This window comes from Paenibacillus rubinfantis (assembly GCF_001486505.1).
Lineage (GTDB): Bacteria > Bacillota > Bacilli > Paenibacillales > Paenibacillaceae > Fontibacillus > Fontibacillus rubinfantis.
In genome coordinates, this window is the sequence record NZ_LN909063.1 from 280,354 (window position 1) to 295,145 (window position 14,792).

The 14,792-nt window shown below is 55.7% G+C and carries 13 protein-coding genes; 7 read left to right on the forward strand and 6 right to left on the reverse strand.

Annotation, left to right across the window (positions count from 1 at the left end):
• The first annotated feature begins 106 nt into the window (after positions 1–106).
• From BN3277_RS06385 to BN3277_RS06405, 5 genes are all read left to right on the forward strand, one after another.
• On the forward strand, positions 107–643 hold the full coding sequence (locus BN3277_RS06385; RefSeq protein ID WP_059041443.1) for a hypothetical protein: 537 nt from the start codon (positions 107–109) through the stop codon (positions 641–643).
• A 102-nt stretch (positions 644–745) separates the two neighbouring features.
• The gene (locus BN3277_RS06390) at positions 746–1,765 is read left to right on the forward strand and encodes an ROK family transcriptional regulator (RefSeq protein ID WP_059041444.1); all 1,020 of its coding nucleotides are present in this window, start codon (positions 746–748) and stop codon (positions 1,763–1,765) included.
• 41 nt (positions 1,766–1,806) lie between these two features.
• Positions 1,807–3,036, forward strand: coding sequence for an MFS transporter (locus BN3277_RS06395; protein WP_059041445.1), 1,230 nt, complete (start codon positions 1,807–1,809; stop codon positions 3,034–3,036).
• Between the two features lie 163 nt (positions 3,037–3,199).
• Positions 3,200–4,771 (forward strand): spore germination protein, encoded by a 1,572-nt coding sequence (locus tag BN3277_RS06400; RefSeq protein WP_059041805.1) that lies wholly within the window; start codon positions 3,200–3,202, stop codon positions 4,769–4,771.
• A complete protein-coding gene (locus tag BN3277_RS06405; RefSeq protein ID WP_449289968.1) occupies positions 4,768–5,997 on the forward strand; it encodes a Ger(x)C family spore germination protein in 1,230 nt (409 codons plus the stop codon). The genes BN3277_RS06400 and BN3277_RS06405 overlap by 4 nt, the downstream gene beginning before the upstream one ends.
• A gap of 16 nt (positions 5,998–6,013) precedes the next feature.
• Here the strand turns inward: BN3277_RS06405 and BN3277_RS06410 are convergent, their stop codons facing one another.
• Together BN3277_RS06410 and BN3277_RS06415 are read right to left on the reverse strand one after the other, a co-directional pair.
• Positions 6,014–7,108, reverse strand: a complete 1,095-nt coding sequence (locus tag BN3277_RS06410) for a GerAB/ArcD/ProY family transporter (protein WP_059041446.1) — start codon at positions 7,106–7,108, stop codon at positions 6,014–6,016.
• A 135-nt stretch (positions 7,109–7,243) separates the two neighbouring features.
• The gene (locus BN3277_RS06415; protein ID WP_082691346.1) at positions 7,244–8,227 is read right to left on the reverse strand and encodes a class I SAM-dependent methyltransferase; all 984 of its coding nucleotides are present in this window, start codon (positions 8,225–8,227) and stop codon (positions 7,244–7,246) included.
• On the opposite strand from BN3277_RS06415, the gene BN3277_RS06420 reads away from it, so the two are divergent.
• Together BN3277_RS06420 and BN3277_RS06425 are read left to right on the forward strand one after the other, a co-directional pair.
• Positions 8,226–8,627, forward strand: a complete 402-nt coding sequence (locus BN3277_RS06420; RefSeq protein ID WP_059041448.1) for a hypothetical protein — start codon at positions 8,226–8,228, stop codon at positions 8,625–8,627. The two genes, BN3277_RS06415 and BN3277_RS06420, sit on opposite strands and share 2 nt — an antisense overlap.
• 165 nt (positions 8,628–8,792) lie before the next feature.
• Complete coding sequence (locus BN3277_RS06425; protein ID WP_059041449.1) at positions 8,793–11,177, forward strand: GH36-type glycosyl hydrolase domain-containing protein; 2,385 nt, start codon at positions 8,793–8,795, stop codon at positions 11,175–11,177.
• Between the two features lie 197 nt (positions 11,178–11,374).
• Here BN3277_RS06425 and BN3277_RS06430 read toward each other — a convergent pair whose 3' ends face one another.
• The 4 genes from BN3277_RS06430 to BN3277_RS06445 form a co-directional block, all read right to left on the reverse strand.
• Complete coding sequence (locus BN3277_RS06430; protein WP_059041450.1) at positions 11,375–12,070, reverse strand: ABC transporter permease; 696 nt, start codon at positions 12,068–12,070, stop codon at positions 11,375–11,377.
• Positions 12,054–12,986, reverse strand: a complete 933-nt coding sequence (locus tag BN3277_RS06435; RefSeq protein ID WP_059041451.1) for an ATP-binding cassette domain-containing protein — start codon at positions 12,984–12,986, stop codon at positions 12,054–12,056. The genes BN3277_RS06430 and BN3277_RS06435 overlap by 17 nt, the downstream gene beginning before the upstream one ends.
• Positions 12,987–13,108: 122 nt before the next feature.
• Positions 13,109–14,065, reverse strand: a complete 957-nt coding sequence (locus tag BN3277_RS06440) for a sensor histidine kinase (RefSeq protein ID WP_059041452.1) — start codon at positions 14,063–14,065, stop codon at positions 13,109–13,111.
• A complete protein-coding gene (locus tag BN3277_RS06445; RefSeq protein ID WP_059041453.1) occupies positions 14,066–14,773 on the reverse strand; it encodes a response regulator transcription factor in 708 nt (235 codons plus the stop codon).
• Positions 14,774–14,792: the final 19 nt, after the last annotated feature.

The following is a 14,792-nucleotide window of genomic DNA, read 5'->3' on the forward strand; positions in this document are numbered from 1 at the left end:
GTCAAATCCCAACTTCCTCAGGAGGTAGATTCCACCAAAGGAATCATATGTTATTATGGAGGAATAGTCCATAATTAGTCTACCTGGGAGAAGAGGAATTTCGTCCATGGCCGCGGAATGCTCGGTGTTTATTTTGCTTACGAATACGGGAACGCTTTTTACCAAAATGATCAAAGGATACACGAGGGCGCCCTACAACCATGCCTCGATCTCGTTTAATCGCGAGCTGTCGGAGCTGTACAGCTTCGGGCGGAAGCATCCGAACAACCCGTTAAACGGCGGCTTTGTGAAAGAGGATATCAAGACCGGTACGTTCAGCAAATATCCGAACACGACCTGCGTCATTTACGAGCTGAAGGTCACCCCGCGCGAGGTGGAAAAAATGGAACGTGTGCTCCAGCTGTTTATCCGCAAACGGCAAAAGTTCCTGTACAACATTCTCGGTATCATCGGCATCGCTTTGAAGGAGCCGATTGAGTTTAGCAACTCCTATTTCTGCTCGCAATTCGTGGCGGAGATCCTGGAGCGCTCGGGGATCAAGCTGTGGAACAAGCTGCCCGCGCTGGTGACACCGGACGATTTTCGGCAGTGTGACCGGCTGCAGCTCGTGTACGAAGGGAAGCTCAGCGAATACGAGCCGTAGGCGGCAAGAAAATTTCTTCCCTCCCCTTCCCCTCTTCGTTTGGATATGGTACGCTGACGTTGACTTATTAAAGATGTTTAAAAAGTAAGTGGAGGTGCTTAAATGACCGAACTGCCGGCGACTCCCAAAGACATGAAGCAACTCATCCACAGCGGCATCCGGTCCACCCTGCTGGCTCTGGGCAGCGCAACAAAAGCGGAGCTAAGCGCGAAGCTGGGGGTAAGCTTTCCGACCGTCAGCAAATTTCTGGCCGAAATGAAAGATACCGGGGAGATCGCGGTCGTCGGAATGGATAATTCCAGCGGCGGCAGACGGGCGGAGCGGTATGAATACAACCCGGAGTATATGCTGGGCCTTGCCGTGTTCCTGGAGCGGACGGAATCGAACTACATCGTCTACAACTGCCGCGGGGAAGTGAAAGATGAAGGTCGAGGCCCATGCCTGTTGACGGATGCGGGCGACAGCCTTGCCGAACTGATCGAGGAGTGCATCCGCCGTTTTCCGCAGATCCGATCGCTGGCGATCGGCGTGCCGGGGGCGGTCAATCAAGGGAGGATCATTCATATCCCCGATTACGAGGCGCTTCAACACTTTGATTTGAAGGGCGCTCTAGAGCGGCGGTTTGGGCTGCCCACCGCCGTGGAGAATGATATGAACGCTGCGGTAATGGGTTATTCCCGCAGCCTCGATTCGAGCGATAATCCGTCGCTGGTGTACCTCTATTTTGGCCAGAACGGACCGGGGGCGGGGATCCTGATTAACGGGGATGTCGTGCGGGGGAATACGTTCTTCTCGGGGGAGGTTTCCTACGTTCCGCAATACGAGGAGCGGAATTTCGGGCAGGCCCTGCAGACGCGCCCCCCTAAGGGACCCGGCTACGCGAGGGTAGGCGAAGCGGGAGCGGATGCCGTCAGCCGACTGATCGCGGCGTGTACTGCAATAATCAACCCGCATACGGTGGTGTTTTGCCATGATGAAGTCAGCGTGTCCTTGCTGAACGACATTAAGGCGAAGAGCGCGCAATACGTTCCGGCGGAGCATCTGCCTCGGCTGATGATGAGCGATTGGCGGCGCGATTATTTGAATGGTCTTACGCATCTGGGGCTCACCTTGATGATTTGATTTGGATAGGAGAAGGAGAAGGAGAAGGAGAAGAGACAAAAATGGCGACATTTTTTTTATTGATCATTTATTTGGCCTTTATTAGCTTAGGGCTGCCCGACTCGCTGCTGGGCTCGGCCTGGCCGATCATTCGAGGCGACCTGGGAGCTCCGCTAGGCACCGCCGGCGTATTATATATGATCGTAGCTGCCGGCACGATCGTTTCGAGCTTGGCCAGCGGATCGCTGCTGGGCCGGTTCGGCACGGGCAAGGTGACGCTAGTCAGCTGTCTGATGACCGCCGCGGCGTTGCTTGGCTATTCGGCGGCGCCGTCGGTGTTCTGGCTTGGCGTTTGTGCGATTCCGCTTGGCCTGGGTGCGGGGGCGGTTGACACCGGGCTTAACAACTATGTGGCCGCGCACTACAAAGCGCATCACATGAGCTGGCTGCACTGCTTCTGGGGCGTTGGCGCCACACTGGGGCCGGTTATTATGGCCGGGTTCATCTCCGGCGGGGGCCCGTGGCGGAGCGGATACTTGACCGTAGCGATCATCCAATTCGCGCTGGTGGTGATCTTGTTCCTCACGCTGCCGCTGTGGGATCGTGTGGCCCGGATCGCCGGCGATTCCCGGAAGGAGGGGCCAAGCGAGGGGGAAGCAGAGCCGCCGGACGCCAGATCGGTGAAACCGCTGCGGATTCCCGGCGTCAAACTAGCCCTCGCCTCGTTTCTGTTTTATTGCGGAGTGGAATCGACGGTCGGCCTATGGGGCAGCAGCTACCTCGTTGGCATCAAAGGGGTGGATGCGGCGACGGCGGCGAGTTGGGTTTCGCTGTATTTTGCCGGGATCACGGTAGGCCGCTTTATTGCCGGGTTCGTCACGTTTAAATTGAGTAACCGCGTGATGATCCGCGCAGGCCAGATTATTGCTCTGCTCGGTGCAGTTGTGCTGGTGCTGCCGCTCCCCGCAACCCTGTCGCTGGTCGGCTTACTGATCATCGGCCTTGGACTCGCTCCGATCTTTCCCTGTATGCTGCATGAAACGCCGGTCCGATTCGGCAAGCGGCAATCGCAGACGATCATGGGCTTCCAGATGGCCATGGCGTACACCGGCAGCACGTTTATGCCGCCGCTGCTGGGATTCCTGGCTTCGCACTCCACGATTGGCGTGTTCCCGGTGTACATCGTGTTGTCGGCCGCAGCGATGTGGCTGTTCTCCGAGCGGCTAAACGTCTTCCTGAAAGCGAGAAGCCAGGCTCCGCAAGAGAGTGCGATCACCCCGACCCCGCAATAATTGCGCAGTGCGCGGTAAGCGAAAGGGCTTGTTCTAAGGTGGATTTACCTTGGAACAAGCCCCTTTTTCATGCAGGGAATCCATCATTTGCATGATTGATTCCCTAACCGGAATACTAACATCATCAGGATGGAGGAGCAAAGTGATGAAGATTCCGATGCGGATGAAATCCAAAAACAAAACGGTGCCGCGAAATCCATTGGGCCGCCCGCCGCGCAGTGACCAAACCGATGAAATCTCCGACGATCTCTCTGCCAACGAGCAGGTTCTTAAACAAATATTCCGTAACAGTTCCGATCTCATCTATCGTTCGTTTACGATTCCCGAGCAAGCCCGGGTGCTCTTGGTTTATGTCGACGGGCTGGTTAACGCGGACATGCTGAATCAAGTTGCCTTGCAGCCGCTGCTGTTTGAGGGTTTGCCTGGCAGTGCGGAGAACGCAGGATCGCTCGGGACGCTGTTGAAGGATCGGCTAGGCGCTGTTGCTCAGGTCAAGCCGGTTCAGAAGATCAATGATATCGTGGCAAGCATCCTCAAAGGCGAGCTCGCCGTACTGATCGACGGGGAGCCTCAAGTGTTGCTGCTCAGTTTGGGGGGCTTTGAGAAGCGGGCTATCGAGGAGCCTAGTGCTGAGCTGTCTGTTCGCGGACCCCGAGACGGATTTACCGAGGCCCTGCGAACGAACACCAGTCTGATTCGCAGACGGATTCGCAGCGAGAAGCTCAAGATGGAGTCCCTCACCCTGGGCCAATACTCCAAAACCGATATTGTCATTGCCTATCTTGAGGGGATCGTATCGGAATCGGTCTTAAAAGAAGTCCGTCAGCGGCTGGAACGCATCCAGATTGACGGGGTGCTGGAATCGGGGTATATCGAAGAATTCATCGAAGATGTACCCTGGTCTCCTTTTCCCCAAATTCAAAATACGGAGCGGCCTGATGTCGTCTGCTCCAGCTTGCTGGAGGGGAAGATCGCCATTTTTATTGATAATACGCCGTTTGTCCTGATTGCTCCGATGTCCTTTTGGTCCGGGTTACAAGCGGTGGAGGACTATTATGAGCGTTCCATATATACGTCGTTTATTCGACTGATTCGCTTTGCTTTGCTGAACATTTCCCTGCTGTTTCCGTCGCTGTTCGTCTCGCTGACTACCTTCCATCAGCAGTTGGTTCCGACGAATTTGTTGATCAGCGTTGCCGCGGCCAGGGAAGGGGTTCCGCTGCCAACCGTAATCGAGACGTTGCTCATGGAGTTTATGTTTGAAGGCCTCCGCGAAGCGGGGATCCGCTTGCCGAAGCCGATTGGTTCGGCGGTTAGCATTGTAGGTGCGCTTGTCATCGGACAAGCCGCGGTTCAAGCCGGCATCGTGTCCGCCTCGGTCGTGATTATCGTGGCCACGACGGGGATCGCCTCGTTTGCGATTCCACGTTACAATCTCGGGACGGCCTTCCGGTTGCTGCGGTTTCCGATGTTGATTTTAGCTGGTGTGCTGGGTTTGTACGGGGTTATTGCGGGCATGTTTCTCATCGTCATCCATCTTCTGGGCCTCCGTTCGTTTGGAGTTCCATACATGACGCCGATCTCGCCCCATACTCCCGAGAACATGAAGGATGTATGGATCCGTGCGCCCCGATGGAGCATGCATCGACGCCCCTTGCTCTCCACTGCAGGGAATAAACGGCGTGTGCCGGAAGGCCAGCAGCCGAGCCCGGATCGGGGGAGGAACGAATCATGAATCCAATGCGGAAAGTTGGAAGGGTTGCTTTGGCCCTCCTGACGTTGGTACTGTCGGCGGGCTGCTGGGACAGCTCGGAGGTGAACGATCTCGCGCTGGAGTTGGCCTGGGGGATCGATACAGCCAAGAACGAAGACCTGATGATCAGTGCGCAGGTGATCGCCCCTTTTCGTATGGGCAGCGCCGAGGGCGGCAGCTCCGGCGGTGGGGGCGGCGGCCAGGATAAGCCGTATTTCGTCATGTCCGGCATAGGGAAGGACACGCTGGATGCGGTGCAGCAAATGCAAACCAAGCTGTCCCGGCAAGTCTACCGCGCCCACCGGCGCGTGATTGTGATTGGAGAGGCACAGGCTCGCAAGGGGCTGAAAAAGGTGCTCGACACGTATAGCCGGGATCCGAATCTCAAGCTGCGCAGCGATGTTTTTATCGTCAAGGGAGGGACGGCTAAAGAATTTCTAAATGTGGCCTATCCGCTGGAGGACATCCCAGGTATAGGAGCTTTAAAGGAATACAGCCAGATCGGCACGCTCAAGGAAATGGGCTTGATCAACTTGCTGATCTCTTCGATTAGCGATGGGAACTGTCCGGCTTTGCCGGCCATTGCGATAGGTTCGGACACGACGGGGCCGGAGGACACGGATCAAGACGGAAGCTCGGGGGGAGAGGGCTTTCGCATTGCAGGGACTGCGATTTTCGACAATGAGCTGAAGTTGCTCGGATATATCAAAGGGAGCGAAGGGAAATTGCTGCGATGGATTAAGGGGGAACTAAGTAAGCTGATCGTTACAGCCCCAATCGAGGAGGAAGAAGGCGAAGTGAGCTTGGATCTGAATAAGCTCAGGAGCAAGGTGCTCCCGAGGTTTGAAGGCGATCAGATCAAGATCCAGGTCATTTTAAAAGGGCAGGGGATGATTCGCGAGAATAATACGAATCTAGATCTCATGCAGCCGCATAACCTTACCATCGCCGAGGAAGCGTTGGAGAAGCAAGTGGAAACAAGCGTATCCCAAACGATTACCAAGGTGCAAGAGGAGTTTGGAGCCGACGTATTCGAGTTTGGCGAGGTGATCCATCGAAAGTACCCGTCACGCTGGAAATCCCTAAGAGAGGACTGGGACGCGGAATTCCGGAAAGCGGAGGTGTCCGTGAAGGCGGACCTGACGATCCGGAGAATTGGCGTCACGGGTCCCTCGCTGCACCTGAAGGAGCGGAATATTCAAAAATGAAGGGCTCCACGGTCGGTCATTTCTTCCGTACCAAGGTTCGAATCCAAGACAAGAGCAGCAGAAGTGCCGGAATCCCTAAAAACATCGGTACCCAGAAATAGGGCACGAGGATTTTATAGTGTTGGAAGTAAATATGCTCGCTGATGTTCGTGGACATCGTCATCCCCAGGATGAGGGCGGCGCCGGCTCCCGGGAGGATCAAGCGTCGGTAGCCCTTCATCTTCGTGAGCTGCTGAATGCCTTGGAGTGCGGCGAGCAGGTTAAGAGCACTTTTCATCAATGCCGTCGCAAAAAAATAAAGAATGCCAAACATCTGCAGGTTCTCGACGAAATTCCCTACGCTGATCACACCCAGCAGAGTATAGAGCGGATATACGAAACGGGAAAACAAATCGTTATAGACCAATATAGCTAAAACATCAAAGCTGGCGATCATAAACCCGGACAACAAGGTGGCGAGCAGAGTGATTTTGGTGATTTTCCCTTGGTCTTTGACATCCGGCCAGAACATAGCGAGGGCGATGGTTTCGCCAAATCCTTGGGTGATCCCGTTCGGATACACGACATCCCAAATGGGGGCCCACCCTTCATCCAATACCGGCAGGATATGATGATAGTGCAGCACGCCTGAGCCGATGAGCAGGATGGTTTCGGTCAGAAACATGAGGACAACGATGGGAAACACCAATTCCCCCATCCGAGCAGTGATCTCGATTCCACCGTAACAGCAATAGGCGATAATCAAAGTGAATACGGCCGTGATCACGAGCAGCGGGGTTCCGGGTAAGATCGCGGTCGAAACCATATCTCTCGTATCGGCGATAATTCGCCCCGTAAGGTACAAAAACATGAGCGGGTATAAGAACGCGATCGGCGTGCCAAGCCAGCGCCCCAATTGGGCCGGGAACCATTGAACCAGCGTTAAGCCCGGGTTCAGGTGCCTTAAAGCCGTGTACATCGCAACGACGACAAGTCCAAGCGTTAAGGAAAGCAGGTCGCTCAGCCAGGCATCTCGACCGGCCTCGCCGCCAAATCCGAAGATAATCGTCGTTCCCAGTTGGAAGATGAAGGTCATCGTAAACAATTGATATTTGGAAATTTTAAAGTCCATGTCCCCACCTAACCTCCCCTAAGCAGCACAACACAGGAAAATGGATGCTACTCATTGTTACCATTGGGGCGGGGGCACAAACCCGTACAGGGTGCCCTTCTTTGCGGGTTCAAGTTAGGGGGATGTCAATCTGTTCTAGCGTTTCTCCGCCATAAACACGCCGTAATCCAGATGTGCCCGGTAGCGTTGCAGAAAGGCTTCATTTTCTTTAAAAAACGTCCGGACGGCGGGATCCTGCAGCGCCTCCAGGTCGAGGATGCGGTGCGGGTCCCAGGCGTTCTGCCAATCGAAGGACGAAGCTCCGCCCTGGCGCGGGTTCGTGTCTTTACTTGCGTTCGGGCTTACGCCTTCCTCCGCCGCGGCTCCTGGCTCCCACTGACGAACGTTGCGGAAGCCAGCCTCCTGCATCATCCGCATCCAAGCGGCAGCGTCCGGGAGATGCGGATTGCCGTACAGCTCGCGCATCTCCCGCTCCAGCGCCGGATGGGGCAACGTCCGGAACAGCTCCCGATCCCAGACCTGCCCGTCTTTGCGCAGGACGCGGTGATATTCGCGGAAGGCCTTCACCGGGTCGGCGGCAAACACCGTCACCGACTCGGCGATCACCGCATCGTAGGTATCCGACCGCAGCGGGATCGCGGTGATATCGCCTTGAATCCACTCGATCTGCAGCTGCTGGAGTTGCGCCCGGCGCTCGGCTTTTTCCAGCATGACGACGCTGTGATCCATGGCCGTAACATGAGCCCCCAATTGGGTCAGCAGACAGGCCGTTCGGCCCGTTCCGCACCCCACCTCCAGCACCCGCAGTCCCGGCGTAATGCCAGCAAATCGGATGAAGTCAACGGTTCCCTGGTATCCCCCCGGATGCGCCGAACCTTCCCCGACGGCGGCGATGATTTCGTGATAGTTCATCCCTTTGTTGCCCTCCTTTATGAAGCTCCGCCACTCCTCTCTCAGCAGAATATGCCGCCGCGCTTCGAGCGCGATTAAGATAGGCTTCCATCCCTGTGGAAGACCCCGGCGAAGGATTTTATGCAAGGACCGGGACATCCGCCCTGTGCAAATTACCCGCCCTTGAATAGGATAAATGAGCATTCGAGAGGGGAGGCACGAGTCCATGCAGCAGATTTATCCGCTTGGCGTTGACACCTGCAAACCGCACATCGGCAAAACCGTATGTGCCGTAATGCGGGATGGCCGCTATTACATCGGCACGATCACGGACGTCAACGAGAACGGCATCCAACTGAACGGGGGATACGCTTCGGAAGCCAATGTTCTCTCCACCCAGCCCGCCAAAGCCAAGAAGCAACTGAATCAGCTGAAGTCCAAAAGCAAGGGCGCGAATAAAGCCGTGACCAAAGCCAATGCCCAGGTTCAAACGAAAGCATTTGGCTACGGACCGGGGTATCCGGGTTACGGTTACGGAGGAGGATATCCGGGGTATGCTTACAACGCCTATGCGTTTGATTGGGCGGCGATTGCATTGCTGTTCCTGATTCCGTTTCTGTTTATCTAAAGAAGCTTGGGTTGCCATGCGGCCATCGAGTCAATTTCGTTTCGGCGAAATTCGGCTCTTTTTTTCTGCGCGAAGGGAAGAAAACGCTTCAAAAAAGGGCTTTCCGTTGTATAATGGACTTGTTGTAGACAAGTAGACAAGATTACACGGAAAAGAGGTTGAACCATGTTCAGAGCCACGGAGGACCAGGAATTCTACGAGTTGCTGAGCCCTACGATCCTGCCCAAGGCGTCGGGATTCCTATGGAACGAAACGATGATGATCCACATGAACTGTCGCGGATATGCGGTCGCCCAGTTCATGCAGCCGGAACCGGCGAAGTATTCGCATGCGCCGAATCTGGAAGCGAAGACGTTTATGCAGCCGGAACAGCCGTATTATGCGCATCACCCGGGCCGTTTCGTGTATGTGAAGGACGAGGAGAACAACAGCGTTTTTTCTGCGCCGTATGAACCCGTGCGGGTGAAGACCGATAGTTACTCCTTTGCCTTGGGTCAGAGCCGGATCGTCTGGAAGGTGGAGCATCAGGGCGTGTTGATCGAGATGAGCCTCAGCTTGCCGAAGGAGGATCCGCTTGAGCTCTGGCGGGTCAAGGTGACGAACGTGTCGCAGCAGGCGCGGAAGCTGAGCGTTTACCCTTACTTTACCGTTGGATATATGTCCTGGATGAACCAATCCGGCGAATATCATGAGGAGCTGCAGGCGATCGTCTGCTCTTCGGTGACACCGTATCAGAAATATCAAGATTACGACAAGATCAAGAATTTCCGCGACAAAACGTTCCTGATTGCCGAACAAGCGCCAACTTCCTGGGAGGTCAACCAGGAGGCGTTCGAGGGCGAAGGCGGGATCGCAAGCCCGTCCGCCCTGGAACAGGCGGAGCTGGCGAAGGGAGACGCGCGCTACGAGACGCCGGTGGCGGTGATGCAATACCGGATGGAACTGGCGGCTGGCGAAACGCGGGAATACCGCTTCCTGTTTGGACCGGCTCGGGATGAGCGGGAGATCGCGCAAATTCGGGGGACGTATTTCGGCAAGGCCGGCGGGACCGGCGAGGACGGCTTTCAGGCGGCGGAACAGGAATACGATCGATATATCCGGGAGGGCCGGGGTTGCTTAACGATCTCCACTCCCGACCCGGATCTCGATCTGTTCGTCAATCGCTGGCTGCCCCGGCAAATTTATTATCACGGGCAAACGAACCGCCTGACCACTGATCCGCAAACCCGCAATTATTTGCAGGATCATATGGGGATGAGCTACATCAAGCCGCAGGTGGCGCGGGCTTCGTTCCTGACGGCGCTCGGGCAGCAAAAAGCCAACGGCGCCATGCCGGACGGCATCGTGCTGCACCCGGACGCCGAGCTGAAATACATCAACCAGGTGCCGCATACCGACCACTGCGTGTGGCTGCCGATTTGCCTCAGCACCTATTTGGACGAAACGGGAGATTACTCCATCCTGGAGGAGAAGGTGGCTTATGCCGACAGCGAGGAGGCCGAACCCGTCTATGTCCATGTCGATAAAGCGATGCGTTGGCTGAGGAACGACCGCGACGGGCGGGGGCTGAACTATATTAATCAGGGCGACTGGTGCGATCCGATGAACATGGTTGGCTACAAAGGCAAAGGCGTGTCCGGCTGGTTGACCATCGCGACGGCCTACGCGTTCCAGGTATGGGCTGGCATTTGCGAGGACAGCGGGCGGCCGGAGGTTGCGCGGGAGTATCGCACAGCGGCTGAGGAGACCAACGAGGCGGTGAACCGCTACCTGTGGGACGGCGAGTGGTATGCACGGGGCATCACCGATGATAACGTCGTGTTTGGAGTTAGCACCGACCAAGAGGGCCGGATCTTTATCAACCCGCAGGGCTGGTCAATGCTGAGCGGCGCGGCCGATGAGGAGAAGCGGGCGAAGCTGATGCAGGCGGTACGCGAACAGTTGGAGACGCCGTATGGCGTCGAGAAGCTGGCCCCTTCCTACACGGCGATGCGTGAGGACGTCGGCCGGGTGACGCAGAAGCACCCGGGCTCGGCGGAGAACGGCGCGGTATACAATCATGCCGCTGCCTTCTACATCTACGCCCTGTACGTCGTGGGCGAGCGGGAGGACGCGTTCCGGCTGCTGCGCAAAATGCTGCCCGGCCCGGACGTGGAGGACATCGTGCAGCGGGGGCAATTGCCGGTGTTTATCCCGAACTATTACCGCGGCGCTTATCGCCAGTTCCCGCGTACGGCGGGGCGTTCCAGCCATTTGTTCAACACGGGAACGGTGCCGTGGGTGTACCGCTGCCTGATCGACGGGCTGTTTGGGCTGCAGGGCACGAAGGACGGCATCCGCGTGAATCCGCAGCTGCCGAGTCATTGGAACGAGGCGGCGGTCACGCGCGAATTCCGGGGCGCTACGCTGCATGTCGAGATCCGGCGGGATGCGGCAGCGGCGGGGACAGAGGTATACGCGGAAGGCGAGCTGCTGCCGGACGGCGTGCTGCGAGACGTGCAGCCGGGCAAGACTTACCGCGTACAGGTGAAGCTGCCGGCCGGAGCGTAAACACAGCGGACCATGCAACAAAGCGCAAGTACGAGGGAAGGAATCCCGGGTACTTGCGCTTTTTTATGCTTCTGTCGTAAACGGAAAAGCCGGCAGCCCTTCGCGGTTGGTAAGCATCTCAACCCTAAGCATACTTGAGGAGTGCGTGTCCATCTAGCCCAAATTGAAAGCCTTTTCCTTGGAAATGTTAGATGCGGTTAAGCCACATCCATTTGATCGATCTTACGGAAGCTGAGGTAGGTGATGAGAATCCCCAACACCGACAGCGACAGCGGAATCGCCAGGATGGAACTCAGGCTGAAGCCAAGGTTATTGGAGCATACGATCATGACGATCACAATCGACGATACGATTGTCGTTGGAACGGATTTGTTCCGCAGACCGGCGACCAGGGGCAACAAGCACATCCCAGCAGCTCCGAAGGCCTGCATGAATACGGTGAGTCCATGCTGAAGGAGCATTTCCGTTTGCAGCGGGTCGGACAGATACCCCCAGATCGAATTGATCCCGATAAAGAGGCCGCCCACAAGCAGGTTTGCGACAATGACATTAACAAATGTCCAGACGAATACCATCGCCAACTTGGCGAAAATCAACTTTTTACGGTTCACCGGATAGGCGAACAGCAGGGCGATCGTCTTGTCTTTGAATTCACTGATGATCAGCTTCGATAACAGCACGGAGGCATATACGATGAAGGTTGCCCGGACGAGCAGATCAATCATGGACAACATTTCGGCTTGACTCCGAAACGAAGGGTCTTCGAGATTCGCGGGGTCTGCGAAGTAAATAACCGACATGGCTCCGGCAATGCACAGGTAAGCGATGAGCGCCCCCCAAAGGTAGCTGGTTAAGCGCCCCTTCTTGAGTTCCAGTTTAATAAGTTGAAGCATGGCTTTCCCCTCCTTTGACCATATCGAAGAAATATTCCTCTAGACTCGGATGTTTGCGGTTGATCGATTGAATCGGCACATCGTTGGCGATTAGCCCTTTGGTCAATGCCTCTTGGGACAGCTTCGTGTCATAGATGCGGATGATGTTGTCGCCGATTCGCTTGATATTCTCAACCTCTAACGTATCCACGAGGACAAAGGCAGCCAGATTTACGTTCGAAGTCACAATTTCCACGTATTCCGTCGTGGAGGCATGCACGGATTCCATCGAGACTTCGCGAAGCAGTCTTCCCCCATCGATGACGCCGATGGTGTCAGCCACTTGTTCAATTTCTCCAAGCAAATGGCTGGAAATCAACAACGCAATGCCCCAATCGTCACGCAACCGACGGAAGAGTTGGCGCATGAGCTGAATACCTTCGGGATCCAGGCCGTTGATCGGTTCGTCCAGGAGCAGCAGCTCCGGCCGGGTTGAGATGGCTCGCGCAATCCCCAGCCGCTGCTTCATACCAAGAGAGAACTGTTTGACCGGCTTATCCTGGGTGCCGATCAACTGCACCATCTCCAACGCCTCGCGAATGGCGTCCTTCTTGTAGTAACCCATATACTCGGCATGCAGCTCCAAATTTTGCTCTGCCGTCAGCTTTTCGTAGAACACTGGCGTTTCAATCAAATGGCCGATGCGTTTCAAATGCTCCGTAGCCCCGGGCATCAGCTTCTCCCCGAATAGCTCGATTTCCCCGCCGGTGGGTCTGACCAGCCCCAGCAGCATTTTCATAACCGTGGATTTACCGGCCCCATTGGGTCCGAGAAATCCGTAGATCTCGCCCCGGCGCAGGGTCATGTTTACGCTGGAGACTACTTCTGCTGTCCCGTAGCTTTTGGTTAGCTGATACGTTCTTACGATTTCATTCATGTTCTCACTCCCCTTGTTTCTGTACTCTTAGCTTAATTGGGGAAACTCTCTTTTCTATGTCATAGATCTTACTTTTTTCTTACGTCCGGAACGGAAAGGAACGGAAACCGTCAACGCCCCCCTCAGGCCCGCTTTGAACGAGGGAGGGTAAGGGTAAAGCAGGTGCGGACTCCCGGCGTGCTCTCCAGCTCGAGGGTGCCATTCAGCCGCTCCGCAAGCCGCTTGGCGATGGTCAGTCCCAATCCGCTGCCCTGCATATTCCGATTGCGCGAGTCTTCCATGGTATACATCCGATCGAAGACCCGAGCTTGTTCGGTTCTCGAAATGCCGCGCCCCCGATCGATCACCTGGAGGGAGACCTGATTCTCCGAAGCCTGAAGCGTCAGCCCCAAATACCGGCCTTCCGCTCCATATCGCATCGCGTTCGACAGCAAGTTGTCCAGAATACGGGATAACGCCTCTTCATTGGCATACACCCAGACCGGATGCTCCGGCAAATCGATATCGACCTGAAAGCCTTGCTCGGAGAGAAGGTCGAAGTAAGCCAGGATCCGCTGGCGACCGGTTTCTCCCGCATCGATTACCGATAGAGGGAGGTCCAGATCGCCCGATTCCAGCCGAGCCAGATCAAAGAAGGTGTTGATCAGCTCGTGGACCTGAGCCGTCTTCTTATAGAGTTCCCCCAGCATCCGCCGGCGTTCGTCTTCCGACAGGTCGGTCTGCTGGGAGAGCATCTCGGCATACCCCATGATGACGGTCAGCGGCGTCTTTAAATCATGCGAGACGTTGGATAACATCATTCGCATCGCCCGCTCCATGCCAGCATAGTCCGCGGCCGATTGGCCGGCTCGGTCCAGCAGGTCGTTGATCGCCCGCAGCAATTCCCGCAGCTCGGGAAGGGGAGTGACGGTCAGGATACGTTCCTGCGTTAAGGGATGCTTAGGATCGGTAAAGGGGATGAGCTTCCGGTTGATATAAGCGAGCTCCTTGCGAAGCGCAAGGTTCGTCCTGCGTTGGTTGAGATACAATATTACCAGCACAGCGATGGGAAGGAGCAGCAACCACCCGTAACCTAGCATTTACCCTTCCCCCAATCGATACCCAATTCCCCAAAGCGTTCGAATATAACGGGGGGTTGACGGATCGTCCTCAATCTTCTCTCGCAGCCTTCTCATATGTACGTTAATGACGTTATCATCCTTGAAATAGTCCTCGTTCCAAACCAGTTGATAGAGCATGGCTTTAGTGTATACCCGGGTTGGATGCTGAAGGAACAGCTTTAGAATTTGAAATTCCTTGGACGTCAACGTGATCTCCTGCCCCCGCTTGGTGACCGTAAAATTATCGGGATCCAGCGTCAATTCCCCGACGGACAGCAGTTTGAGTTCCGGCGTCTGACCCGCTTCATCCGGGTTCGAATATAACGTAGCCCGACGGATGGAGGCTTGCACGCGGGCGGCCAACTCGATGAGGGAAAAAGGTTTCGCGATATAATCATCTGCACCCAGCCGCAGGCCCAGCGCCTTCTCGACTTCGCCGTCTTTAGCGGACAAGATCAGAATCGGGACGCGGCTTTCTTTTCGAATCTGCTCTAAAATGTCGAGCCCGCTCCGTTTGGGTAACATGAGATCCAGTAAGATCAGATCATAGCTGGCGGATGCGAACTCGCGAAGCGCTTGCTCGCCGTCCTCAGCCACGGTAATTTGATAGCCTTCTTTGGCCAAGTAATCCTTGACCATCGTGCTGATGGCTGGATCGTCTTCAATGATTAGTAGATGGCCTTCCATGACTTCGCCTCTCCTCTTG